We start from the raw sequence: 25,132 nt of genomic DNA on the forward strand, positions 1-25,132 counted from the left end.
CTATAATTCATTAAGCCGCAATTATTTATTGCGGCTTTTTTTGTATCTAAATCATATTTAGGTGATGTGATTTACGGCACAATAACCGATACGTCGTGTTTTTTGAGGGTTAGTTTGGCCCTCGCGCGTATGAATGAGTAACACCCTAAAAGGAATTAGACTTATTTATGACTCTAGAAACCATACCGCCTAGAGAGTTGGCGGTATCTACTCAACGATCGATTTCTCGTCTTGTCGCCCAAGCCGGACAAATGCTACTCGCTCATGGTGCTGAAAGTACTCTTGTGAGCGATATTATGCGTCGTATTGGCCTTGCTTGTGGGGTGAATGAAGTTGCGGTAGCACTATCAGCTAATGCATTGGTTGTGACGACGGTAATGGATGGGCATTGCATCACCACCACCCGAAGCTGCGCTGATCGTGGCATCAATATGCGCGTTATTACGCAAATTCAACGAATCTGTATCATGATGGAACGTGGTTTGCTCGATGCAACCATGGCGCAGAAAAAGCTGAACGCTATCAGTCCAGAGCGTTATAACCGCTGGTTGGTGGTGTTTATGATTGGCTTGTCTTGTGCGGCATTCAGTCATCTAGCTGGTGGTGATTGGGGAGTCTTCATCATGACCTTTTTAGCTTCAGCTGGTGGCATGATCGTTCGCCAAGAAATTGGTCATCGTCATTTCAACCCTCTATTGAACTTTGCTGCGACCGCTTTTGTGACTACCTTAATTTCAGCACAGGCGGAAATTTACCAAATCGGTAATCTACCTACCGTAGCAATGGCATCGTCAGTATTAATGCTTGTACCTGGTTTCCCACTCATTAACTCTGTCGCAGATATGTTGAAAGGCCACATTAATATGGGGATTGCTCGATTTGTGATGGCTAGTTTACTAACGTTGGCGACATGTTTGGGGATCGTTGCTGCGATGAGTGTAACTGGAATTTGGGGGTGGGCTATCTAATGAGTTTATTTGATTTGATGTTTGGCCTGTTGAATGACATGTTTTTTGCGGCGATTCCCGCCGTAGGATTTGCATTGGTTTTTAACGTGCCACAAAGAGCTTTAGTGTATTGCGCTGTTGGTGGTGCGATTGGTCATGGTAGCCGCTACTTGATGATGCAGTTTGGCATTCCTATTGAGTGGGCAACCTTTTTTGCTGCGACGTTAGTTGGGATGATCGGTGTGTACTGGTCTCACCGTTTTCTCGCGCATCCAAAAGTGTTTACTGTGGCTGCTTTGATCCCGATGGTGCCGGGTGTGTTTGCTTACAAAGCAATGATCGCTATGGTAGAGATCAATCATGTTGGCTACTCACCCGAGCTTGTTGCAACCTGTATGGAAAACTTTCTTAAGGCCATGTTTATTATTGCAGGTTTAGCAGTTGGTCTTGCGGTTCCAGGGCTGTTATTCTATCGCCGCAGACCTATTGTATAAGGACCTAACATGATCATTAGTATGATTGCCGCGATGGCCGACAATCGCATCATTGGCAAAGACAATCAAATGCCTTGGCACCTTCCCGCCGATTTCGCTTGGTTTAAGCGTTGTACCATGGGAAAACCGGTTGTGATGGGACGCAAAACCTATGAGTCTATTGGTCGCCCTTTACCTGGTCGCTTGAATATTGTTATTAGCCGTGATGAGACACTAAAGATCGAAGGTGTCACTACCGTAACATCGATTGAGCAGGCTCTGGAAGTCGCAGGTGATGTGGAAGAAGTGATGATCATTGGTGGTGGTGCGATTTACACCACTTGTCTGCCTATGGCCAATAAACTGTATGTAACACACATTGAAGCGGCCATTGATGGTGATACTCAGTTCCCAGATTGGGGAGACGAGTTTAAGGAAACTTACTCAGAAATGTATCAAGCCGATGAGAAAAACGCCTACAACATGCGCTTTACTGTGTTAGAAAAGTAATTCGAGATTAACACCGCGTAGTTAATACGGTAATGCCGTTCGTATAACAGCGAGCGGCCATCCCAACCTACCGTCATCCTGAAAAGCGACGAAAGAGCGAGATTCAGGAGCCTCTATACGAGTACTTTGTTGTCAAAGGTATTTCTATCTATTCGCAGCGCGAGGATATTAGATTTCTAGTCTCGTTAAGGCTCGTTGGAATGACCCTACAGGAGGTGTTAAGTGACAGGTATTCCTCCTACTATGGATTATCGACTGTTATTCAGTGTTTAACTTAACGCATCCTGAGTAAAAATTTTCTTATCTTCCCAACGGATCATGGTTAGGCTTCCGCCCCAAACACAGCCAGTATCTAGCCCGATGACTTCGCTGTTCATATAACCTTGCAGTGCAGCCCAGTGCCCAAAGAGCACCGCTTTGTTTAAGTGGATACGTTCAGGCACCTCAAACCATGGAATAAGTTCGTTACCGGAAACTTGTTGCGGTGGCAATTTACAATCCATATCCAAACGACCATCAGGGAAACAAAAGCGCATCCGCGTAAAAGCATTGATAATATAACGGTATCGGTCCAAACCCTGTAGAGAGTCATCCCAGGAATCAGGTTGATTGCTGTACATGTTTTTTAATAGCCAAGGCAGCTCTTCACTTTGGATGATGCGCTCAACTTCACGGGCACACTTTCTCGCTGTTTTTAGATTCCACTGCGGTGATATGCCAGCGTGACACATCACGAACTCGTCATGCTCGGCCATTAGAGGTTGCTGAGCTAGCCATGTCAGTAGTTCCTCTTTGTCAGGGGCCGTGAAAATAGGTGCGGTTCTATCTTTGTCTTTGACCTTTTTTATCCCGTGAGCCACTGCAAGAAGGTGAAGGTCGTGATTACCAAGCACGACGATTGCGCTTGCGCCAAGTGACTTCACAAAGCGTAACGTTTCTAATGATTTAGGCCCTCTGGCGACCAAATCACCAGCAAGCCAAAGTTGGTCTTTTTTCGCAGAGAAAGATACTTTTTCTAGTAGTCGCTGCAATTCATCAAAACAGCCTTGGATGTCACCAACAATATAGGTAGCCACTGAATCTCCAATTTACTAATTTAAAACATTTGGAACAGCCAAGCGAAATGGTTCAATTTCGGTGATGAACTCTTGCCCTTTTTCATCCAGCATTTTGTAGTGTCCTTGCATAACGCCGACAGGGGTTTCTAACGCTGTTCCGCTACTGTACGTGTATTCATCATTGCTTGGAATAAAGGGCTGCTGGCCTACCACTCCGTCACCTTCAACCGTCATTTGCTTGCCATTCGAGTCTGTGATTAGCCAGCGGCGGCTCACTAACTGTACGGTTTGTTGGCTAAGGTTTTTGATGGTGATGATATAAGCGAAAACGTAGCGTTGTAGCTCTGGGTTGGACTGTTCTTCGATGTATTTGGTGTGAACTTGAATTTTGATGCAAGGTTGAATGACGTCCATGTGCACTCCTCAGAAACGTAATATCCCAATAATAATAAGCCAAACCTACAAGGGTTTGGCTCATTGTTTGAGTTCTTAGTGCTGCGGGTTATCCGCAAGCCAGTTCGCCATTGCGACGAATTGTTCTAGCGTCAGGTTCTCTGGACGCATGCTTGGATTAACACCTAGCTCTTCTAGTACTTCTGTGCTTAACAACGATTTGTAGCAGTTACGAACGGTTTTACGACGTTGGTTAAAGCCTTCACGACAAACGCGATCGAGCAAACGCAGATCTTTCGCCGGGCATGGCAGCTCTTCGTAAGGCACTAAACGAACAACGGCAGAATCCACTTTCGGTGGTGGAACGAATGCCGTTGGCGGTACTTCCAGTACTGGTACCACTTTACAGTAGTACTGAGCCATTACCGTTAAACGGCCGTAAGCTTTGCTGCCAGGGCCGGCGGCTAAGCGGTTTACCACTTCTTTTTGCAGCATAAAGTGCATGTCTTGAATGTCTTTATGGAACTCAAAAAGGTGGAACATCAATGGTGTAGAGATGTTGTATGGCAAGTTACCAAAAATGCGCAGCTTGTTGTTTGGCTTCACTAATTGAGTGAAGTCAAAACGCATAGCGTCACCCTCATGGATGGTCAACTTATCCGCCAGTTCAGGGTGAGTACGTAGGCGTTCTGCCAGATCGCGGTCTAATTCGATAACTGTGAACTTATCTACTTCACGACCTACTGGCTCAGTAATTGCACCAAGACCAGGACCGATTTCAACCAGGTTTTGACCTGGTTTTGGGTTAATCGCTGATACGATTCCATCAATAATGTATGGATCGTTCAGGAAGTTTTGACCAAAACGTTTACGCGCTTTGTGTCCTAAATGGACATCATTTCTCATTGTTTCTTCTCTACCAAATCTATCGCATGCGTGAGCGCTGTTCGGAAACTCCCTGTATCCGCTTGACCTGTCCCTGCCAGATCTAATGCAGTACCGTGGTCCACCGATGTTCTAATAAAAGGTAGACCAAGAGTAATGTTTACTGAACGACCAAAGCCTTTGTACTTTAATACTGGCAATACTTGATCATGGTACATGCCTAAAACAGCATCAGCATCATTTAAATATTTTTCATTGAAAATGGTATCAGCCGGCAGAGGGCCGATCAGGTTGATACCTTTTTCTTGTCGAATTTTTTCCAGTGTCGGAGTGATGGTCTCGATCTCTTCACGACCTAAGCAGCCATCTTCGCCAGCATGAGGGTTAAGCCCGCAAACGTAGATGTTTGGTTGTGCGATAGCAAACTTTTCTACAAGGTCTTTATGAAGAATATCGATGATTTTTTCTAATCGCTCTTCGGTGACAGCTTTGGACACATAAGCTAAAGGAATATGTGTTGTAACCAGCGCCACGCGTAGTCCTTCCGTTGCTAGCATCATTACGACTAGCGGCGTTTGTGACTTCTCGGCGAAAAATTCAGTATGACCACTGAATGCAACACCTGCGCGATTGATCACCCCCTTATGAACAGGGCCGGTGACAATAGCATCAAATTCATCATTCATACAGCCTAAAGCCGCTCTTTCTAGCGTTTTTAGTACATAGTGGCCATTCGCTTCATTGAGCTCGCCTGCGACCGCAGGTTCCGATATTTGGATATGGTCAACGATAAGCGTGCCCGCTTTTTGTGCTTTAGGTGCTTCTTCTGGATTGTAATCAGACAGTTGGACTTCGATTCCAAGCTGCTTGGCTCGCTCCGTCAGCATATTCTTATCGGCACAGACGACAATTTGGTGCGCCCAATCTTCTTTCGATAGGGCAAGCACTAAGTCTGGGCCGATACCCGCAGGTTCCCCTGCGGTTACGACAATTCTACGAATTGTATTAGTTGTCATTGTTGTCATCCACGATTTCAACAAACGCACTTGCGCGTAGCTCTTGCATCCATGCGCCCGCTTCTTCATTAAATTTACGGTTAAATAGAATACGGTAAGCTTTGTTCTTCATCGCTGAGTCAGTACGGTCAACTTGGCGACGATCCAACACTTCAACGATATGCCAGCCGTGAACGGTTTTGAACGGTTCGCTGATTGAGCCAACTGGCAGAGTTTCTACTTGGTGCTTGAATTCTGGCACGTAAAGATCTGGTGTTTGATAACCTAGTTCACCGTCTTGTGCTGCCGAGCCAGGATCTTGACTGTATTGTGTTGCCAATTGAGCGAACGTTGCTTCACCGGCTTTGATGCGGCGTACAAATTCATTCAGTTGCTTCTTCGCCCCTTCGTCGCTCAGAATCACGGTTGGTTTAATCAAAATATGACGCGCATTTACTTCCGTTACCGCAACCGTTTCTAGGCCTTTGACATCCTCTATTTTTAGGATGTGGAAACCAACGCCACTACGGAAAGGACCAATAATGCTGCCTTTGTTTTGCATCTTGATCTGATCAGCAAAGATGGTCGGCATCTCTTCTTTACGCATCCAGCCCCAGTCACCACCTTGTAAAGCTTTAGGACCTTTTGAGTAGGTGTAGGCCATCTCCGTAAAGTCTGCACCTTCGTTTAGCTTTTTCGCGAGCGCTTTAGCTTCTGCTTCTACAGCAGATTTTTCTTTATCGTCAGAGAAGCGCAGTTGAATGTGTCCAATTTTGTATTGAACAGTCGCATTGGTTTCTTGTGATAGTTGTTCCGCAAGGCTATCGACCTCTGCTGGAAGGATATTAATACGGCGACGAACCAGTGCATTGCGGGCTTCTGATGCGGCGATTTCCTTACGAATTTGTTCGCGGAATTCTGGGTAACTTAAACCTTCACTTTCTACAGAAGCAGCGAGTTGTTCTACCGATTGCTCATTATTACGTGCGATCTCTGCAATCGCTTGGTTTAAACGGTTGTCGTCAATACGCACACCAATACGGTCTGCTTCTTGGCCTTGCAACGTATCAATGATAAGTTTTTCAACGACTTGTTCTTTTAACACGCTGGTAGAAGGTAAGCTCTTTCCACTTTGACGTGCGTTGGCTTGCAGCGTTTTCATCGCTGTTTCGATGTCGCTTTGTAGAACTACACCGTCGTTCACGATGACCGCAACCTTATCGATCTCTACTGGTGCTGCAACCGCTCCGCAAGAGAGTAGGGTCGTGAATAAGATTGATTTCCAAATTTTCATTTAAAATTCCGTCAGTATTTTTGAATAGGCGTCTTATTCATTTAAGACGCCTATTTTGATTAATTGTTCAGATAGAATGGGCGGCCGTACTTAATCGCGTTGTCAGAACCATCCAGTTCTTTGACTGCAGTGTCTTCACGCTGATTGGTCGCAAAGCCTTGAATACCGAAGTTAACGCTAAAGTTATTTTCGTATTCAGGTGATGCCCCAGTGCTGCCGATAGTTTGGTTTTTCCAACCAAGCAATTGGTTGGCGTAAGTCACACCAATGTACCAACAGTCAGACTGGTAACGCAGGCTCGCTAGCCATTCTAGGTCCGCATTTTCATTGAGGTCGTAGTAGTATTGACCACTTGCAGACCAGTTCGGGTTGAACTCGTAGGCCGCTACAATACCTGCTTGTGAAATGCCTTTACGAGTAATTGTGTCTAGGTTTTCGAGAATGATCGTATCTTCGATGTATTCACGCGTGACGTAACGATAGTTACCCTGAATAAAGCCACCGTTAAATTGGTACTCTAAGGTACTGTTCGCCAACTGCATGGAGCTCAAATCGATATCGTATTGAATTCCACCGTGATAGAACAAGTAATCGTTGTAGTTGAAATCGGCTTCAATCGCCCATGATGAATAGTTGGTGGTCTCATCCGGAAGATTTGGGCTGTTGCTCAGTTTGGTCTTTTTATCGAAGTAGTAAATCTGACCAAATGAAACGTTAAGACGCTCTTTATAGTCATCATCAAAGAAGCGAGTACTCGCACCGTAGCTTAACTGGTTCGCAGAGGCGATTTTATCAATGCCACTGTACTTACGACTGCGGAATAGCCCGTAGTAGTCGGTTTGTAGCAAGGTGGTATCGTAATTGTAGATGTTGGTTTGATCTTCTTCAGGTACGTACAAGTACTGCAGCTGAGGCTCCAGTGTTTGGGTGTAGCCCTTGATCCAGCTTGTATCTCGTTCTAAGTAAAGTTGCGCATGCGTACGGAACTCAGGAATAACACGAGAAACTTCATCATCCAACTGGTTTTGCAAGTTTACATCTGTCAAACCCGTTAAGTCTTGAGAGTAATACGTAGAGAGCACGCGCGCTTCTGTTGTCCACGTTGCCCATGAGTTTGAGAGCGGTAATGTAAGCCCTGGTTCAATGTGAACACGGGTCGCATTTGGTCGCGCAGCATCGCTCGTATCGAAGCGGCTGACTTGGCTCTTCACGTCAAAGTTAAGGTAATCTCCCCACAACGGCGTGTAGTAGTTCAAGTCTAACTGAGGAAGCAGGCGATAAGGGCGGTTCTCTTCTTTCAATAAGATTTGGAAGTCACGAACGGTTAACGAGGCATCCCAGAAGTCAGAACGATATTGTACTTGTCCTTCTTGAACCAGTTGACCATCTTCACGGTTACCAATGTTGGAGTCGAGATCGAGGAAGTAATCAATATCACTCACTTTTGAGTAATCGACTTTGACTATCCACTGTTTATTGATGATACCGTCGTGTTTAACTTGGTAGCCCCAACGAGACTCGTCCTGATATTTGCGATCACTATTGAGGTATTCGCCTTTGATTTCTCCATTTCCCCAACCATCTGTTAGGTAGCGGAAGTCAGTATCGAGTTTTGTACCACGTTGCTGCATATAGAGCGTGGTGAGTGTCATGTCATATTGAGGCGCGATGTTCCAATAGAATGGCACCTCGACTTCCATACCATCACTAGAACCGTACGATAAAGAAGGGAAGAGGAAACCCGTTTTGCGCGTATCTCCAATTGGCATGGTTAGATACGGCACATAGAAAACAGGCACATCTAACACTTCAAATCGAGGATGGTGCAGCGTCGCTGTCTCTTCATCTTGGTCAACATCGATGCCTGACGCAACCAATCGCCATGAATTATCGCCTTGAGGGCACGATGTGATAGAGCCGTCTTCGAGTTCATAAACCGACTGACCTGTGCGGGCGATATAGGCTGCAGTGCCTCGGCCTTGTTGGCAAAGGAACTGATAATCGGTGTTCTCAAGTGAAAACGTATCTTGATTAATGTCGTTAGTAACACGATCAGATCGAGCTTTGACTTGGCCGTCATTGAAAGTCACGTTGCCTTCGGCAACCACGACGTTGTCTTGTTGGTGCAGCGTTACGCTATCTGCGGTAATTTTCTTCTGGCCTTGGGTGACTTGTACATTACCTGAGTACTGAGCTTTGTCACCATTGATGGCTTGCAGGGTGTCAGCCTCTACCACTACTGGGGTATTAAGAGCGTCCTCCTCGCCACTTGTATCGACCAAACATTGATCTGTGGCGGGCATTTCCTGCACACTATCATGGATATTCGCTTCAGCTTGAGTGGTGGGTACAAACAAGGCGGTGCTGATAGAGGCCGCTAAAAATGTGCGGGAGAAATGTTGCATTGAATTGAACTTTCCTGTGTCACTACTACTCGATGGCTATAGGGCTTGTTGTACCCTAGCGTAATAGCCAAATGAATCAACTATAGTCGCATTTATCCCAGCGTATTGATTCACTGTGGCATAATGACGACAAAATAGCTGCAAAGATAAGCAGGCGAAATGGCCTAGCCGAAATAAAACTAATTCCATTATCATAAAGGAAATCGTTGCATCCGGCACTATAAGACCGCCGTCGTCGATAAAAATTCATTGATAGAGAACACATAATGCATATTTTTGGCAAAATTCTGGGTGCCTTTTTTGGCTTGTTACTTGGCGGGCCGCTAGGTTTACTCTTTGGCTTATTTATTGGCCATCAATTCGATAAAGCACGTCGCTTGAGTCAAGCCGGGTTCTCTACTGGCGGCTTTGGAAAAGGGCCAAGTCAAGCTCAGCGCCAAGAAGAGTTTTTTAAAGCGGCGTTTGCGGTAATGGGACATGTGGCAAAAGCGAAAGGCCAAGTCACCAAAGAGGAAATCCAACTGGCTTCAGCCATGATGGACCGCATGAATTTGCATGGCGAACAGCGTCGCGCAGCGCAAGACGCGTTTCGTGAAGGTAAAGACAGCGACTTTCCGTTAGAAGATGTTCTTGTTCGTGTGAAAATTTCGACAGCTGGTCGCTTTGACTTGTTGCAATTTTTCTTAGAGCTGCAAATCTCGGCGGCCTTTGCAGATGGCTCGATCCACCCGAGTGAACGAAATGTACTACACAAGATTGCACGTGGTTTGGGTTTCTCTTCTGAGCAATTAGAGCGTCGTTTGCAAATGCAAGAAGCCGCATTTCGTTTCCAAAGCCAGGGCGGTTTTCATGGTCAGCATCAACGCCAATCTTCAGGTGGTAGCTGGCAACAAGCTTCACAAGCGGATCAGTTGGCCGACGCGTACAAAATTCTGGATGTGTCTTCAGATGCAGACAGTAAAACCGTTAAGCGTGCTTATCGTAAACTGATGAACGAGCATCACCCGGACAAATTGATGGCTAAAGGTTTACCACCAGAGATGATGAACGTCGCGAAAGAGAAATCTCAAGAGATTCAAAACGCTTACGATCTTATTAAGAAGGTTAAAGGCTTTAAGTAGTCGGACGTTTTCTATCAAACATTTGGATGTAAAAAAGGGCACTCAGTGCCCTTTTTTTCATGTCTTAGTCTTTGAGTTGCCGGTGTCTTTAGCTTTTGGCCTATTATGTCCCTAATGCTAATTGACCTCACATCCCCCCAGTTTAGTTGGCTTGATTCAAGTCCCAATCGTATTCGTATTTCACTTTGCCAGAGAAGTTTTTGTATTGCGGAGCATACGTTGCGATGTGGTTGAAAACTTGTTTCTCTCCACCAAAGTCCGCTGCAAACCAATCATAAATAGAAGACAGCTGCGCCGTGTTACCTTGGATAGATACGCCTTTGCTGCTGTTGATAAATGTTTTGGCGGCACTATCCAGTAGAGCTTGCGTGTTGTCAGCAGTGAATGCTTGAGATTGCAGATTAGGGCATCCTAGGCTGGCACAGTTAACCGCGTAATGCGTTCTTGGGTCATTCCAAATTGGACGCAAAATTCGATGTTCAATATCGTTTAAAGTTAGATCCTTCCCATTGACCACGACCACATCGTCTCCCCAAGGACCAAAGCTAAATAAACCACCTAGCTTGGTGATTGATTCGACTGGATAGTTATCCAAAATAAGATCTACCGTGATGGCGTTGTAAAGGTTTACCCAATAGGCATATTGCTCTGCTTGGTTGTATTGTAGAGGGTCTAGTTTTGCCAAACGCTGGATGTATTGTTTCAGCTTAGTTTTATCGACAGAGGAGACTTGGCTATAACGAAACAAGGTATTCTCACCTTGTTCAACCAAATAAGCATCGAGCAATTGCTGCCAATCTTGATGAGAGATTTGACTTTGATTAGCCTGATTCGATTGTTTCCAATACGGCCATAAGTCGGATTTAGGTGCGGCAAATGTTGATAAAGAAACCAGAGCACACAACAGCAATAACAGACGCTTCATAGAGATACCTTTGAATGAGATATTGTTGATAGTGTAGACCAGTTTAGTGCTTGTTTTCTTTCAGTAATCAGTGGCCTTTATTCGCCGTCATTCCGAGGAGCATAAGCGATATCAGGAATCTAATACCCACAAACTCTTGAGTAAAGACAGTATGAATCTGCACAGTGCGCTCTGGCAGTCGATCCTGAATCACACTCCTTCGTCGCTGTTCAGGATGACGAATTTCAACAGAGGCGTTCGGTATTCCGTAAGCAAAGCGATATAAAATCAGTTGTCTAAATAATTAAAAGGGCCGACAATTGCCAGCCCTTGATTTGTGTATGTACTAACGCGTCTTAACGCAAGAAGCTCGGGATATTTGCCTCGTACTCGGCAATCTTATCTTCGTGCTGAAGGGTTAGGCCAATGTTGTCCAAACCGTTTAGTAAGCAGTGACGACGGAACGAATCGATTTCAAAACCATATTCTTTGCCGTTGGCACGAACGACATTCGCTTCTAGGTCGACCTCGACTTCTGCACCTTCATTTGCCTCAACAAACTGGAAGATTTCATCCACTTCTTGTTCAGTCAAACGAACTGGCACCATTTGGTTGTTGATCGAGTTGCCGTAAAAGATATCGGCAAAGCTTGGTGCGATCATCGCTTTGATGCCGTAATCCGCTAGCGCCCACGGTGCGTGCTCACGAGATGAGCCACAGCCGAAGTTCTCACGAGCCAGCAAGATAGACGCGCCTTGGTAGCGAGGTGCGTTCATCACGAACTCTGGGTTCGGTTGTTCGCCAGCATCGTCTAGGAAGCGCCAGTCATGGAATAGGTGCTTACCGAAGCCTAGGCGAGAGACCTTTTGTAGGAACTGCTTTGGAATGATGGCATCAGTATCAACGTTCGCTGCATCTAGAGGAACAACTAAGCCTGTGTGTTGTTTAAAGCCTGACATTGGTTTGCTCCTTAGTCTAGTTCACGAATATCTACAAAGTGACCAGCAATTGCTGCTGCCGCTGCCATCGCAGGGCTCACTAGGTGGGTACGGCCATCACGACCTTGGCGGCCTTCAAAGTTACGGTTTGAAGTAGACGCACAACGTTCATGTGGACCCAAACGGTCATTGTTCATTGCTAGACACATCGAGCAACCTGGTAGGCGCCACTCAAAGCCCGCTTCTTTAAAGATAACGTCCAAGCCTTCCGCTTCTGCTTGCGCTTTTACTTGCTCAGAGCCAGGAACGATTAGCGCTTGAACGTGAGGCGCGACTTTGCGACCTTTCGCCACTTCAGCGGCTGCGCGCATGTCTTCGATACGTGAGTTAGTACAAGAACCAACGAAGACTTTATCGACGTTGTAATCAGACAATGACTTGCCTGCCTCTAGGCCCATGTAAGCCAATGCTTTTTCTGCCGATGCCTTTTCTACTGGGTCGGCAAAGCTTTCTGGTGCTGGGATAGGTTGATCTACCGCGATCACTTGGCCTGGGTTAGTACCCCAAGTGACTTGTGGTCTGATATCCGCTGCGTTTAGTGTCACGACTGCATCAAACTGAGCATCATCGTCCGTTTTTAATGTCTTCCAGTATTCTACTGCTGCATCAAAGTCGGCACCTTGAGGTGAGAATTTACGGCCTTTGATGTATTCGAACGTGGTTTCATCTGGCGCAATCAAACCGGCTTTCGCTCCTAGCTCAATCGCCATGTTACATACGGTCATGCGGCCTTCCATTGAAAGGTTTGTGATCGCTTCACCACAGAATTCAACCACGTAACCTGTACCACCCGCTGCTGTCGTTTCACCGATGATGGCTAGCACGATATCTTTCGCCGTGATGCCCGGATCCACTTTGCCTTTTACTTCGATCTTCATCGTTTTAGCGCGCGCTTGTTTTAGCGTTTGAGTTGCTAATACGTGCTCAACTTCAGATGTTCCAATACCAAAAGCTAGCGAGCCGAACGCACCGTGTGTAGCAGTGTGCGAGTCACCACAAACAATGGTCATGCCCGGTAGGGTAATACCAAGCTCTGGGCCCATAACGTGCACAATACCTTGATATTTATGGTTAATGTCGTAAAGCGTAACACCAAACTCTTCACAGTTTTTCGATAGCGTTTCCATCTGGATACGAGCCATCTCACCGGATGCGTTGATGTCTTTGGTGGTTGTTGAAACGTTGTGGTCCATGGTGGCAAAAGTTTTGCTGACCTGACGCACCTTACGACCTTTTTCACGCAAGCCGTCAAATGCTTGCGGAGACGTCACTTCATGTACCAAGTGACGGTCGATGTACAAGATTGGGTTTTCCCCTTCTGCTGCGACGGCAACGTGTGCGTCGTAGACTTTTTCGTATAATGTTTTGCCCATTGTTTGCTTCCTTTCCTCATCGCCGTTGCCGCAATAACTGCGTTAGCGACACCCGTTTATCCAGTTATTTAGCTTATTTAGCGAACTAAACGCCTTAATATAAATGGGCTTGCTGCCTTGCTATTGCACCAATGACTTAGAGGAAAGCCATTGGTGGACCGAGGATTTAGTATTTATTATGAATCTGTTTTGTATTAAGAGTTTAAGACGTACTCAGCGATCTTATCGCCCATCTCAGACGTCGAAAGTGCTGGGTTGTCACCAGCAAGGTCACCCGTTAGTTCCCCCGCTGATAGCGCTTTTGAAACTGCCGTTTCGATGTCTTGTGCCGCCGTTTCTTCACCTAGGCTGTAACGCAACATCAGTGCAGCAGATAGGATTTGTGCCACTGGGTTAGCGATGTTCTTACCTGCGATATCTGGTGCACTGCCGCCTGCTGGCTCGTACAGACCGAATTTGCTTTCGTTTAGGCTCGCTGAAGGCAACATACCCATAGAGCCAGTGATCATCGCGCACTCATCAGAAATGATGTCGCCGAAGATGTTTGAACATAGCATTACGTCGAACTGAGCAGGGTCTTTGATAAGCTGCATAGTCGCGTTATCAATGTACATATGTGACAACTCGACATCTGGGTAGTCTTTTGCGATTTCTTCGACTACTTCACGCCATAAGATAGAGCTTTGTAGAACGTTCGCTTTGTCGATAGAGCACACTTTCTTGCGACGTAGACGAGCAGACTCAAAAGCGATTTTTGCAATACGTTCGATCTCAAAGCGGTGGTACACCTCAGTATCAAATGCTTTTTCTGTTGCGCCTTCACCTTCACGACCTTTCGGTTGGCCGAAGTAGATACCACCCGTCAGTTCACGGACTACCACGATGTCAAAGCCGCGACCCGAGATGTCTGCACGTAGCGGTGAGAAAGCTTCAAGACCTGAGTGAATTTGCGCTGGACGTAAGTTACAGAACAGTTGGAAGTGTTTGCGTAGTGGCAGTAGGGCACCGCGTTCAGGTTGGTCATTTGGTGGTAAGTGCTCCCACTTAGGGCCGCCAACCGAGCCGAATAAGACTGCATCAGACTCTTCACATGCTTTTATTGTGCTCTCCGGAAGTGGACAACCGTGATTGTCGATCGCGATACCACCGACATCATGCTCGTCACGCTCAAACGCAATACCATGTTTCTTTTCGATTGCATCCAATACTTTATGTGCCTGCGCCATTACTTCCGGGCCAATGCCGTCACCGGGTAGGACGGCAATTTTGTACGATTTGTCTGTCATGTTAATCCTTTAAGTTTTCTAATTTTGAGCTTAATTATTTCAACGAGCGTGTTCTTTCCTGAGCCGTGTAGCCCGGTTGTTATTACACAGTCGCAATCTTTTTCTGCTTCATTTCTTCGATTTTATCTGCACGATGAATGCTGTTAATAACGTGCAATAATGCTTGGCCGGAAGCCTCAACGATGTCGGTGGAAACACCCGTACCGTGGTATTTGCGACCTTTGTAGTTGGCAATGATGTCTGCTTGACCCAAACCATCTTCACCTTCACCTTTCGCGGTTAGGTCGAATTTATCCAGAACGATGTCGTAGCCTGTCACGCGGTAGATACATTGGTATAGCGCATCAACTGGGCCATTACCGACCGCTGCTTCACACATTTCTTCATCACCGCATTGCATTTTGATGCTGGTGGTAGCCATTACGCTGCCAGACTGCACGCTTAGGTAGCTCAATTTGTAGAAGTCATCTTCTTCACGCAAGTTCGAGAAGTGCATTAGGGCTTCTAGGTCGTAATCGAACACTTGGCCTTTGCGATCAGCAAGTTTCAAGAAATCCGCATACAGCGCGTCTAGGTTGTACTCGTCTTCGTTGTAACCCATGGTATCCATATGGCTCTTCACGGCAGCGCGACCGCTGCGGCTGGTTAGGTTCAGAGCTTGGTTTTTTAGGCCAATAGACTCAGGGGTCATGATTTCGTAGGTATTCTTATTCTTCAACATGCCATCTTGGTGGATGCCTGAAGAGTGGCTAAACGCATTTGCACCCACAATTGCTTTGTTGCTTTGAATAGGCATATTGCATAGCTGGCTAACCAACTTACTGGTGCGGTGAATTTCATCATGCTTAATGCCAGTGTGAACGCCCAAAAACTCTTGACGAGTCTTGATGATCATTGCGATCTCTTCAAGTGAACAGTTACCCGCTCGCTCTCCAATGCCATTGATCGTGCCTTCTATCTGACGTGCGCCAGCTTGAACGGCGGCAATAGAGTTGGCAACTGACATCCCCAAATCGTCGTGACAGTGAACGGAGATGATCGCTTTATCAATGTTCGGAACGCGGTTAAATAGAGTTTCAATAATCCCACCAAACTCACTTGGTACGGTGTAGCCAACGGTATCTGGAATGTTGATTGTACTCGCACCTGCATTGATGGCGGCTTCTACCATGCGACATAGGTTGTCGATTGGAGTACGACCAGCATCTTCACAAGAAAACTCGACATCATCAGTGTAGTTACGTGCATGTTTAACGGCGTTGACTGCCATTTCTAGTACATCGTCGTAGCTGCGGCGTAGTTTGTCTTCTACGTGAATGGTGGAAGTGGCTAAAAACGTGTGGATACGGAATTGGTCGGCCACTTTTAAGGCTTCAGCGGCAGCATCAATGTCTTTCGCAACGGCACGCGAAAGGGCACAAACTCGACTGTTTTTTATGTTTTTTGCGATGGTTTGTACAGACTCGAAATCACCTGGTGAAGAGATTGGGAAGCCAGCTTCGATAACATCAACGCCGAGTCTTTCCAGCGCATAGGCAATCTGCAGTTTTTCTTTAACCGTCAAGCTTGCTGACAACGCTTGCTCGCCATCACGCAATGTGGTGTCGAATATAATGACCTGATCGTTCATGTTTGCTTCCTTCCTGATTTCTGCACTTTCGCGCAAGTGAATCGTTTACTTCCAGTATTTAGATATAAAAAAACCCGCATTCTCATGCGGGTTCTTAGAAATTGGTGTGGTTATTTTTCTTCCACAGCCTACCCGCGCGAACTGGTCACGATCAGGAGGAGGCTAAGCAGGATAGAAAAATGAGCTGACATAGTTGTTAAGCTTTCCACATAATTAAGTTAACAAATTAGTACCGCACTCCATGAAGCGCGTCAACCCTAAAGTCGATTTTTTATTCATATCGGATGAGTCTTTTCGTTTGCTTGAAAAAAATGATGCACTAAGTGAAACGACATGATGCGATAGAAACGTGCTAGAAGAAGTAAGTTCTCATCAAGTTTGCGACGTTTCATTACCAAAACAAGCATCGGGATTGCGACTTGTCACACAAAGGTCCGAATTGTTTGGCAAAAGTTTTGAATGACCATTTATAGTAGTGCAGTTGCACTAGGTAAAAGAAATATAAGGGTTAGGGAAAGAATGAGGTTAACAAAACAATTTGGACGTTCAGCCATAGTATTTACTCTGGTCAGCTTGTCGGGTTGTCAGCTGTTTCAATCGCAGACCTATGTGGAAGTGGCTTCCCCCGTTGTTATGAATGATCACTCACAGAGCGTCGTGGTCATCAATGATCAAATGGATCGATTTTTGAGTAATGAAGGACGCGAATCGTTCTTGAATCAGATGCTTGTTGCCCTTGAGTCTGACAGCCGAAATAAGTTTAAAGGTAAAGATCCGGAAACGTATTCTTGGTGGAAGATCCGTGTCCAGCCTAGTGAGAAACAGCAAGCGGAAGTTTTCCGACCAACCACTGAAGGTGTCGATACCTCAAACCCAGTAGAGTTTATGGATGTCTCTTACCGCTCTAAGACCACATTAAACCTACGCTCCAAACCGAGTCTTGAAGGGGAAAAGCTTGGCGTATTATCGAAAGGGGAAGTCTTTAATGTGCTAGCAAAAGTGGTTGATCAACCTTGGTTTCTCGTTGAACAGAAAGGAGTGATAAAAGGTTATGTCCATAAGGATTATGCGCGCAGCAATGTGATAAATCGTGACATTTTATCTACACAGCCTAACCCTTTACTAGAGCCTAACTCGAGTAAAACGGAGCAAACGAGTATAGAGCATGAACTGTCGGGAAACTATACTTGCCGCTCACTGAGCTATGAGCTTACAAAAGATGGCGACATGACGACGGGCTCTTTGCGCGCCTGCCGCAAGAAGAGAAAAGTCTGGTATATAGACACCCCTCAACCGCAACTATCAAACCCTTCTTAATGTTCTATTTTTATGGTTATGCCCAATAGATAAATTGTTGGGCACACTTTAATTTGGCCTTTGTCATTAATTGTCCAAACTCCCGTCATGCTGTTGTCACCTAAACCTCCTACTTTTCACACAAAGGCGTTGTCAAAGTAAGGAAAGGTCACATGCGAACCATAGAGACAATTACACAGCCAATTGCAACCATTGCTAAGTTTGATTTAGCGCTCTCTAGTGTTTGTCTTAAGCACCGTTTTAATCAACAAGTCGCCAATATCAGCAAAGGAGTCTCCCACAGTGGTGACGGGCATCTTTACTTGGTGTTGGGTTTATTAGCTTGGTATTTAGATAAGGAGCAAGGAGTCTGGTTTTTACTGGCGGGTTTACTTGCTTTTGCTATCGAGCTACCAATTTATTGGACGCTGAAAAATAGTTTTAAGCGTCGTCGCCCTGAAGAGCTTAATGCACTCCTTCCTGCTTTTATTACCCCCTCTGATCGCTACAGTCTTCCTTCAGGACACACTGCCGCTGCGTTTGTCATGGCGACGCTGATTGACCATTTCTATCCGAGCCTAGGCGTTGCTGCATTCTTTTGGGCAAGTTTAATTGGAACCGCGCGAATCTTATTGGGTGTGCACTTTTTTACCGATGTCATCATTGGTGCACTGCTTGGCAGTCTTTGTGGTGGATTAGCGATTGCGATGTTAGGAGGCTAATTGATGAAAATCTTGTACGGTGTTCAAGGGACAGGAAACGGACATATTGCACGCGCAAGGGCGATGAGTCATGCGTTTAAAGAGCACGATGTTGAGGTCGACTTTTTGTTTTCTGGGCGAGCGCCGGAAAAATATTTTTCAATGGAAGCATTTGGCGATTACCAGACTCGCCGAGGCTTCACCTTTATTACCGAAAAAGGCTCTGTAAACTACGCGAAAACAGCATTGAATAACAATTTGGTGCAGTTTTTCAAAGAAGTTAAGCAACTCGATCTATCGTCCTACGATCTTATCATTAATGATTTCGAACCTGTGACTGCGTGGGCAGCGAGACAACAAAATAAGCCTTCTATTGGTATCAGCCACCAAAATGCTTTCCGTTATCCGGTGCCACTAAAGGGAGCAAGTTGGTTAGATAAATCCGTCATTGAATACTTTGCGCCTTCTCAACACCACCTTGGTTTGCATTGGCATCATTTTGATCAACCTTTGTTACCACCAATAGTGCATACCGTCGATAGCCAAGCAGAAAACGACGACTTCGTGTTGGTGTATCTACCGTTCGAATCGATTGAAGATATCTCGGATTTATTGTTCCACTTTAATCAGCAAGCGTTTATCTGTTATCACCCGGATGTGATCGAATGTGAGCAGGTGGAAAACATAGAACTGCGCCCTTTATGCCACAGCAACTTCCAGCATCATTTGCATCGCTGTAGTGGTGTCATTGCTAATGGTGGGTTTGAGCTTCCTTCAGAAGCCTTGTCTTTGGGGAAAAAATTGTTACTAAAGCCACTCGCGGGTCAATTCGAGCAGCAGAGCAATGTTGCGACCTTAGAAGATTTAGGGCTTGCGATGTCGATGGAGAGCTTAGACATTTCCGCAGTACGCCAGTGGCTAAAGGAGCAACAAGCCGAAAGTGTGAAATACCCAGATGTTGCTCAGGCTATTGTTCATTGGGTACTGCAAGGTGCATGGGATTCAAAAGCAGAGTTATCCAGACAGCTGTGGGAGCAGGTTGATTTTCCAAGTTACGTGTCGAACATTTAAGTACGTTGTTCTAAGTACATTGTTCCTTCCATTTTTGACACGATTTTGTTGCAGCCTTTCTGTTTGGAAGGCTGCATTTTTATTCTTCCTCTCTCATTTCTATTCAGTGTGTATTTGCTGATAATTTGACTGATAAGTGCAAAATTCAATCAGAGATATAGCTGTCATCTGTTGTTCTTATTTCAACTAATAACTGAGCTAAATGCATACTTGTGTTGACCGCCTGTCCTATCAATTTGCTAAATACGTCCTCAAAGAATGCATTTTTACGTGTTTTATAGTTTTTTATGTTTTTATCAAGCCTTTGTTATTTAACAAATAAATACCTAATTGGCTAAAATTTACTGATTAAATATCAATCTAGTTGCGAAACCGCAATCGATTAGTTGATAGTACAGTTCGAGCCGGAAGTATCCGGACGATAAATATAATAAAAAGTTAGGTTATCTATTCGTAAAATGATTCGAATCCAGCCGCCGTCTTTTGTGCGAGATGGGATTCTATTCGTTATGAATTTAATGAACAAAGTTGACGATTACAAAAGAGGCGCACTCAATGTTAGAGAAGAAAGACGCGATGAGCGCAATTGCTAGCTACCGTATGGAAAGCACTTTGCGTGGTGTAGATTTAAACCTACTGACTGTATTTGATGCTGTAATGCAAGAGCAAAATATTACTCGTGCAGCACATAACCTAGGCATGTCTCAACCGGCGGTAAGTAACGCCGTGGCACGCTTAAAAGTGATGTTTAACGACGAGCTATTCATGCGCCAAGGCCGTGGTATTCAGCCTACGCAACGAGCACGTCAACTGTTTGGCCCTATTCGCCAAGCACTACAGCTGATTCGCAATGAACTTCCTAGCTCTGTATTCCAGCCAGAATCTTCGACTCGCTTATTCAAGCTTGCGATTTGCAGCCCTTGTGACATGCGTTTTGCTCCGAAGATCATGGCAAAAGTGAATCAACAAGCACCAAACGTTCAGCTTCACCTAGATGCAGAATTTGACCGTTTGTTGTCTGAGCGTATGCGCTACCAAGAAATTGATTTCGTGATCGACTACGCTCGTTTTGATGAGCAAGGTTTCTCAAGTACTGAAATCTTCAAAGATGAATTAGTGGTTATCGCATCAAAAACACACCCACGCATTCAAGGTGGTGTGACGGCTGAGCAACTGCTTAACGAAAAGCATGCGAAGTTATCGAAAGTGCATGGCCAACGTAGTTTCTCAGAGCAAGCGTACCGTGAACTGGATTGCCAAGCGGCGTATGAAGGTTCTAGTTTAAGCAACCTACTATACGTGGTGGGTCAATCTGAGCTTGTGACTATTGCACCACGTTGGATGGCGGAAAATGCGGTAAACAGCGATCAACTGCAAATTCTTGATTTCCCATTTGCGAACAAAGAAATCAGCGGCTTCTTAAGCTGGCATGAATCAAGTGAAAAAGATAAAGGCCACATTTGGCTACGCGATCAACTGATGATCACTTGTGGTGAAGTCGTTGCCGCAAAATAAGATGACGTTTGGTCTTCTCGATTAGACCATATTGGTAATCATCAATTTTTACAATTCATTGGTCCCCGAGCGATTTTTGTCTCTCGGGGCTTTTTGTTTTCGTAATCAACAATCGAAACAGTAAGTTAAATAGAGTAATCATTCAGCAATTTGAGGTACGTTCGCGACGTATAAGTGATAGTTGTCTCTTATTAGTGATAAGTTTGATACTGGTCAGTTGCGTTTTAGCAAGCCGTGAGTACACTTGTTCGCTCAATTAGCTTACGCCTGTAAGCCAAAAGGTAAGTAAAAGAATGGCCAAGTTAGATTTTCATATCGTTAAACGTATTCGTGAACAAATTGCGAACGGTGGTACACGCGTTGCACTCAAGCATAAAGTGGGTGAGGAGTGGCAAGGTATTACGTGGACGCAATTTGGTCAGCAAGTTGATGCTTTATCACTTGCACTTTTGGCTCAGGGATTAGGAGTCCAAGATAAGATCGGCATTTTCTCGAACAACATGCCGCAATGGACGATCGCTGATATCGCAGCACTGCAATTACGCAGCGTGACAGTACCTATTTACCCAACCAATACTGCCGCTCAGTCGGCGTACATCATTAACAATGCAGACGTCAAAGTTCTGTTTGTTGGTGAACAGCCTCAATTTGATGCAGCAGTGAGCATTTTCGACCAGTGCGAACAGTTAGAGCTCATTGTTGCGATGTCTGATGATATAGAACTTGGCGATCATGATTTCGTTATCTCTTGGCAAGCATTTGTTGCCAAAGGCGACACTACATATCAAGTTGAATTGGACGCGCGTTTAGATCAGGCAAAAGAAGATGATCTACTCACGCTCATCTACACCTCGGGTACAACAGGACAGCCAAAAGGCGTTATGTTGGACTACGCAAACATTGCGGCGCAATTGGAAGGGCACGATCAGCGCTTGAGCCTTTCTCAAAGTGACGTGTCATTATGTTTCCTTCCGTTGTCACACGTATTTGAGCGCGCTTGGACCTTTTATGTATTGTACAAAGGGGCGACCAACTGCTATTTGCAAGACACCATGCAAGTACGTGATGCACTGAGCCAGGTGCGACCTACCGTGATGTGTGCCGTACCGCGTTTCTATGAGAAGATCTTCTCTGCGATTCATGAGAAAGTGTCTCGCGCGCCGATTCATCGTAAGATCATGTTTACTTGGGCAGTCAACATGGGCGCAAAAATGGCCGCTTGTCATCAAGAAAAACGTCAGCCATCGCTCTTGCTGCGTAAGTCATACGCTTTGGCGGATAAGTTGGTTCTGAGCAAACTGCGTGCGCTACTTGGCGGGCAAATCAACTTTATGCCTTGTGGTGGTGCAAAGCTGGATGAAACCATCGGTCGATTCTTCCATGCGATTGGTATCAACGTTAAGTTGGGCTACGGCATGACTGAAACCACGGCGACAGTATCGTGTTGGGATGATAAATGTTTTAACCCCGACTCTATTGGTATGTCGATGCCTGGCGCACAGGTTAAGATTGGCGAAAATAACGAGATTCTGGTTCGTGGTCCAATGGTGATGCGTGGCTATTACAAAATGCCAGAAGAGACGGAAAAGACCTTTGATGAGCACGGTTTCCTAAAAACGGGCGACGCTGGTTACATTGATGAAAATGGCAACTTGTTCATCACCGATCGTATCAAAGAGTTGATGAAAACTTCAGGTGGTAAATACATCGCTCCACAAATGATTGAAGGTGCGATTGGTAAAGACCACTTCATCGAGCAAATCGCAGTCATTGCGGATACTCGTAAGTTTGTTTCTGCGCTTATCGTGCCTTGTTATGACTCGCTAGAAGAGTACGCGAAAGAGCTGAATATCAAATATCACGATCGCGTTGAGTTGATTAAGCACCACCAGGTGGTCGAAATGCTTGAGAAGCGGGTGAACGATCTTCAAAAAGAGTTGGCAAAGTTTGAACAAGTGAAGAAGTTTAAACTGTTACCAAGAGCTTTCTCTATGGATGATGGTGAGTTAACGCCAACTCAAAAACTTCGTCGTAAAGTCATCAATGACAAATACCAAGATGAAATTGAAGAAATGTATAAGGAAAAGTCGGATAAAAAGTAACTTAAGCTGACTTAGATTTTATATTGATGAAAAAATCCCCAGTGATGTGATCGCGCATTGCTGGGGATTTTTGTTTGCATTGATTTTTTCTGCTTTGCTCGTCAAATAACGCTATTTCGCACCCTATAGCTAAAACCTTATGAAATAATGTTCTTTTTTTGAGCGTTAATTTTTTAGGTTGTACTGTGAAATAGGAGATGTGTGGCTGCTATTCCTACTAACATTCTAATTACTAGTATCTTGTTTAAAAAGTAGACCAATCTCTCATTAGACCCTTTGATAATAAAACGTTACATTTGTTGGGTAACCTTGCGGGATGTTATGACGAACGCAAGACATAGCCGAAAACGTGGAAGTATTTCGATTAGGCTACGAATAAGACCTAGACTATGTAAAACCAGACCAATCCGTTGACCTTACGGTGAGGAAACTGGCTAAGGAGAGCAATTATGACAGCAATGTTGTCAGGCGCAGAGATGGTGGTTCAATCTCTGATAGAAGAGCACGTAGAGCAGATCTTTGGCTACCCAGGTGGCTCTGTTTTGGATATCTACGATGCACTGCATGCCAAAACCGATCAAATCAAACACGTACTTGTAAGGCATGAGCAAGCCGCCACTCATATGGCAGATGGTTACGCTCGAGCTACCGGTAAACCGGGTGTCGTACTTGTGTGCTCGGGGCCGGGCGCGACCAATACCATTACGGGTATTGCAACAGCGTATATGGACTCTATCCCAATGATCGTTATCTCGGGTAACGTACCAAATAGCCTAATTGGTAATGATGCTTTCCAAGAGTGTGACATCGTCGGTGTCTCCCGCCCAGTGGTCAAACACAGCTTTTTAGTAAAAAAAGCGGAAGATATTCCTGAAACAATCAAAAAAGCGTTTTATATCGCGACTACAGGTCGACCTGGTCCAGTTGTGATTGATTTGCCAAAAGATGTAATGAACCCGCAAATCAAACTGCCTTATCAATATCCAGAAACGCTTTCAATGCGCTCTTACAAGCCGACAACTTCGGGCCATAAAGGCCAGATTAAAAAAGCGCTTAAATCGCTATTAGAAGCGAAAAAACCAGTGCTTTATATCGGTGGTGGTGCGGTGATTTCTGGCGCCCATGAACATATTTTAGAGCTTTCCGACAAACTGAACCTACCCGTTGTGAGTACTTTGATGGGCTTGGGGGCATTCCCGGGCACACATAAAAACTCACTGGGCATGTTGGGTATGCACGGCACTTACGAAGCTAATATGGCAATGCATGAAGCGGATCTTATTTTTGGTATCGGTGTGCGTTTTGATGACCGTACAACCAACAACCTTGAAAAGTACTGCCCAAACGCAAAAGTGATGCATATTGATATCGATCCGTCATCGATCTCGAAAAACGTGAAAGTGGATTTGCCGATCGTAGGCTCTGCGGAAAAAGTGCTGACAACCATGCTCGGGCTGCTTGCAGAGCAAGGTAGTGGAAATGATCAAGATGCTATCACTGCATGGTGGGATGACATTCAAGTATGGCGTGACCGCAACTGCTTGTCTTATGAAACGTCTCCAGAACGAATCAAGCCACAGCAAGTAATTGAAACGCTGCACAAGCTAACTAATGGCGACGCATATGTGGCGTCTGATGTGGGCCAGCATCAGATGTTTGCGGCGCTGTACTACCCATTCAATAAGCCGCGCCGTTGGATAAACTCTGGTGGTCTTGGCACCATGGGATTTGGTCTTCCGGCTGGTATGGGCGTGAAGTTTGCCATGCCACAAGAAGAGGTCGTGGTTGTGACTGGTGACGGCAGTATTCAGATGAACATTCAAGAATTGTCTACAGCCATGCAATACGACATTCCAGTGAAGATCATCAACCTGAACAACCGATTCTTAGGCATGGTAAAACAGTGGCAAGACATTATTTATCAAGGTCGTCACTCTAATTCTTACATGAGTTCTGTTCCTGACTTTGCAGCGATTGCAAAAGCTTATGGTCACGTCGGTATTCGTATCGAAACGCCTGATCAGCTCGAAGAAGGGCTACAAAAAGCGTTGGATATGAAAGATCGTCTGGTGTTTGTGGACATCAACGTAGACGAAACCGAACACGTATACCCGATGCAAATCAAAGGTGAGGGTATGGATAAAATGTGGCTAAGCAAAACGGAGAGAACTTAAT

General features: G+C 45.3%; 21 protein-coding genes. 10 read left to right on the top strand and 11 right to left on the bottom strand.

The window, feature by feature from the left end:
* Nucleotides 1-167: 167 nt before the first annotated feature.
* From IJ23_RS08505 to folA, 3 genes are read left to right on the top strand one after another with little or no spacing between them, the layout of a single operon-like run.
* Nucleotides 168-968 carry a threonine/serine exporter family protein gene (locus IJ23_RS08505; RefSeq protein WP_005383089.1) on the top strand — a complete coding sequence of 267 codons (801 nt, stop codon included), beginning with the start codon at nt 168-170 and terminating at the stop codon, nt 966-968.
* Complete coding sequence (locus tag IJ23_RS08510) at nt 968-1,441, top strand: threonine/serine exporter family protein (RefSeq protein ID WP_005379665.1); 474 nt, start codon at nt 968-970, stop codon at nt 1,439-1,441. The genes IJ23_RS08505 and IJ23_RS08510 overlap by 1 nt, the downstream gene beginning before the upstream one ends.
* 9 nt (nt 1,442-1,450) lie before the next feature.
* Nucleotides 1,451-1,930, top strand: a complete 480-nt coding sequence (gene folA / locus IJ23_RS08515; RefSeq protein ID WP_005379666.1) for a type 3 dihydrofolate reductase — start codon at nt 1,451-1,453, stop codon at nt 1,928-1,930.
* A 269-nt stretch (nt 1,931-2,199) separates the two neighbouring features.
* Here folA and apaH read toward each other — a convergent pair whose 3' ends face one another.
* The 6 genes from apaH to lptD all read right to left on the bottom strand — a co-directional run bounded on the left by apaH (nt 2,200) and on the right by lptD (nt 8,960).
* Complete coding sequence (gene apaH, locus IJ23_RS08520) at nt 2,200-3,006, bottom strand: bis(5'-nucleosyl)-tetraphosphatase (symmetrical) ApaH (protein WP_033906026.1); 807 nt, start codon at nt 3,004-3,006, stop codon at nt 2,200-2,202.
* Nucleotides 3,007-3,021: 15 nt separating this feature from the next.
* A complete protein-coding gene (gene apaG / locus IJ23_RS08525; protein WP_005379668.1) occupies nt 3,022-3,402 on the bottom strand; it encodes a Co2+/Mg2+ efflux protein ApaG in 381 nt (126 codons plus the stop codon).
* Between the two features lie 75 nt (nt 3,403-3,477).
* Complete coding sequence (gene rsmA, locus IJ23_RS08530; protein WP_005379669.1) at nt 3,478-4,287, bottom strand: 16S rRNA (adenine(1518)-N(6)/adenine(1519)-N(6))-dimethyltransferase RsmA; 810 nt, start codon at nt 4,285-4,287, stop codon at nt 3,478-3,480.
* A complete protein-coding gene (gene pdxA / locus IJ23_RS08535) occupies nt 4,284-5,282 on the bottom strand; it encodes a 4-hydroxythreonine-4-phosphate dehydrogenase PdxA (protein ID WP_005383085.1) in 999 nt (332 codons plus the stop codon). The genes rsmA and pdxA overlap by 4 nt, the downstream gene beginning before the upstream one ends.
* Entirely contained in the window at nt 5,272-6,555 is a 1,284-nt protein-coding gene (gene surA / locus IJ23_RS08540) for a peptidylprolyl isomerase SurA (RefSeq protein WP_005379672.1), read from the bottom strand. Before surA ends, pdxA begins: the two co-directional genes overlap by 11 nt.
* Nucleotides 6,556-6,614: 59 nt before the next feature.
* Nucleotides 6,615-8,960, bottom strand: a complete 2,346-nt coding sequence (gene lptD / locus IJ23_RS08545) for an LPS assembly protein LptD (protein ID WP_033906028.1) — start codon at nt 8,958-8,960, stop codon at nt 6,615-6,617.
* A gap of 266 nt (nt 8,961-9,226) precedes the next feature.
* Here lptD and djlA point away from each other — a divergent pair, with 266 nt between their 5' ends.
* Nucleotides 9,227-10,081 carry a co-chaperone DjlA gene (djlA, locus tag IJ23_RS08550; protein ID WP_033906031.1) on the top strand — a complete coding sequence of 285 codons (855 nt, stop codon included), beginning with the start codon at nt 9,227-9,229 and terminating at the stop codon, nt 10,079-10,081.
* 142 nt (nt 10,082-10,223) lie between these two features.
* Here the strand turns inward: djlA and IJ23_RS08555 are convergent, their stop codons facing one another.
* From IJ23_RS08555 to leuA, 5 genes are all read right to left on the bottom strand, one after another.
* On the bottom strand, nt 10,224-11,006 hold the full coding sequence (locus IJ23_RS08555) for a DUF547 domain-containing protein (RefSeq protein ID WP_033906032.1): 783 nt from the start codon (nt 11,004-11,006) through the stop codon (nt 10,224-10,226).
* A 335-nt stretch (nt 11,007-11,341) separates the two neighbouring features.
* Nucleotides 11,342-11,944, bottom strand: coding sequence for a 3-isopropylmalate dehydratase small subunit (leuD, locus tag IJ23_RS08560; protein ID WP_005383071.1), 603 nt, complete (start codon nt 11,942-11,944; stop codon nt 11,342-11,344).
* Between the two features lie 11 nt (nt 11,945-11,955).
* Complete coding sequence (gene leuC, locus IJ23_RS08565; RefSeq protein WP_033906033.1) at nt 11,956-13,356, bottom strand: 3-isopropylmalate dehydratase large subunit; 1,401 nt, start codon at nt 13,354-13,356, stop codon at nt 11,956-11,958.
* 194 nt (nt 13,357-13,550) lie between these two features.
* Nucleotides 13,551-14,642: a 3-isopropylmalate dehydrogenase gene (leuB, locus tag IJ23_RS08570; RefSeq protein WP_033906035.1), complete on the bottom strand. Its 1,092-nt coding sequence runs from the start codon at nt 14,640-14,642 to the stop codon at nt 13,551-13,553.
* Between the two features lie 82 nt (nt 14,643-14,724).
* On the bottom strand, nt 14,725-16,272 hold the full coding sequence (gene leuA, locus IJ23_RS08575) for a 2-isopropylmalate synthase (protein ID WP_005379685.1): 1,548 nt from the start codon (nt 16,270-16,272) through the stop codon (nt 14,725-14,727).
* A gap of 519 nt (nt 16,273-16,791) precedes the next feature.
* Between leuA and IJ23_RS08580 the strand changes: the two genes are divergently transcribed.
* The 6 genes from IJ23_RS08580 to IJ23_RS08605 all read left to right on the top strand — a co-directional run bounded on the left by IJ23_RS08580 (nt 16,792) and on the right by IJ23_RS08605 (nt 25,131).
* Entirely contained in the window at nt 16,792-17,589 is a 798-nt protein-coding gene (locus IJ23_RS08580) for an SH3 domain-containing protein (RefSeq protein ID WP_033906036.1), read from the top strand.
* A gap of 152 nt (nt 17,590-17,741) precedes the next feature.
* Nucleotides 17,742-18,290 carry a phosphatase PAP2 family protein gene (locus IJ23_RS08585; protein ID WP_033906038.1) on the top strand — a complete coding sequence of 183 codons (549 nt, stop codon included), beginning with the start codon at nt 17,742-17,744 and terminating at the stop codon, nt 18,288-18,290.
* A gap of 3 nt (nt 18,291-18,293) precedes the next feature.
* Nucleotides 18,294-19,340 carry an MJ1255/VC2487 family glycosyltransferase gene (locus IJ23_RS08590; protein WP_005379691.1) on the top strand — a complete coding sequence of 349 codons (1,047 nt, stop codon included), beginning with the start codon at nt 18,294-18,296 and terminating at the stop codon, nt 19,338-19,340.
* A 555-nt stretch (nt 19,341-19,895) separates the two neighbouring features.
* Nucleotides 19,896-20,855: a LysR family transcriptional regulator CalR gene (gene calR, locus IJ23_RS08595; protein WP_005379693.1), complete on the top strand. Its 960-nt coding sequence runs from the start codon at nt 19,896-19,898 to the stop codon at nt 20,853-20,855.
* A 293-nt stretch (nt 20,856-21,148) separates the two neighbouring features.
* A complete protein-coding gene (locus IJ23_RS08600) occupies nt 21,149-22,957 on the top strand; it encodes an AMP-dependent synthetase/ligase (protein ID WP_033906039.1) in 1,809 nt (602 codons plus the stop codon).
* Between the two features lie 449 nt (nt 22,958-23,406).
* On the top strand, nt 23,407-25,131 hold the full coding sequence (locus IJ23_RS08605; protein ID WP_033906043.1) for an acetolactate synthase 3 large subunit: 1,725 nt from the start codon (nt 23,407-23,409) through the stop codon (nt 25,129-25,131).
* Nucleotide 25,132: the final 1 nt, after the last annotated feature.

Source organism: Vibrio sp. OY15 (assembly GCF_000742455.1).
Lineage (GTDB): Bacteria > Pseudomonadota > Gammaproteobacteria > Enterobacterales > Vibrionaceae > Vibrio > Vibrio alginolyticus.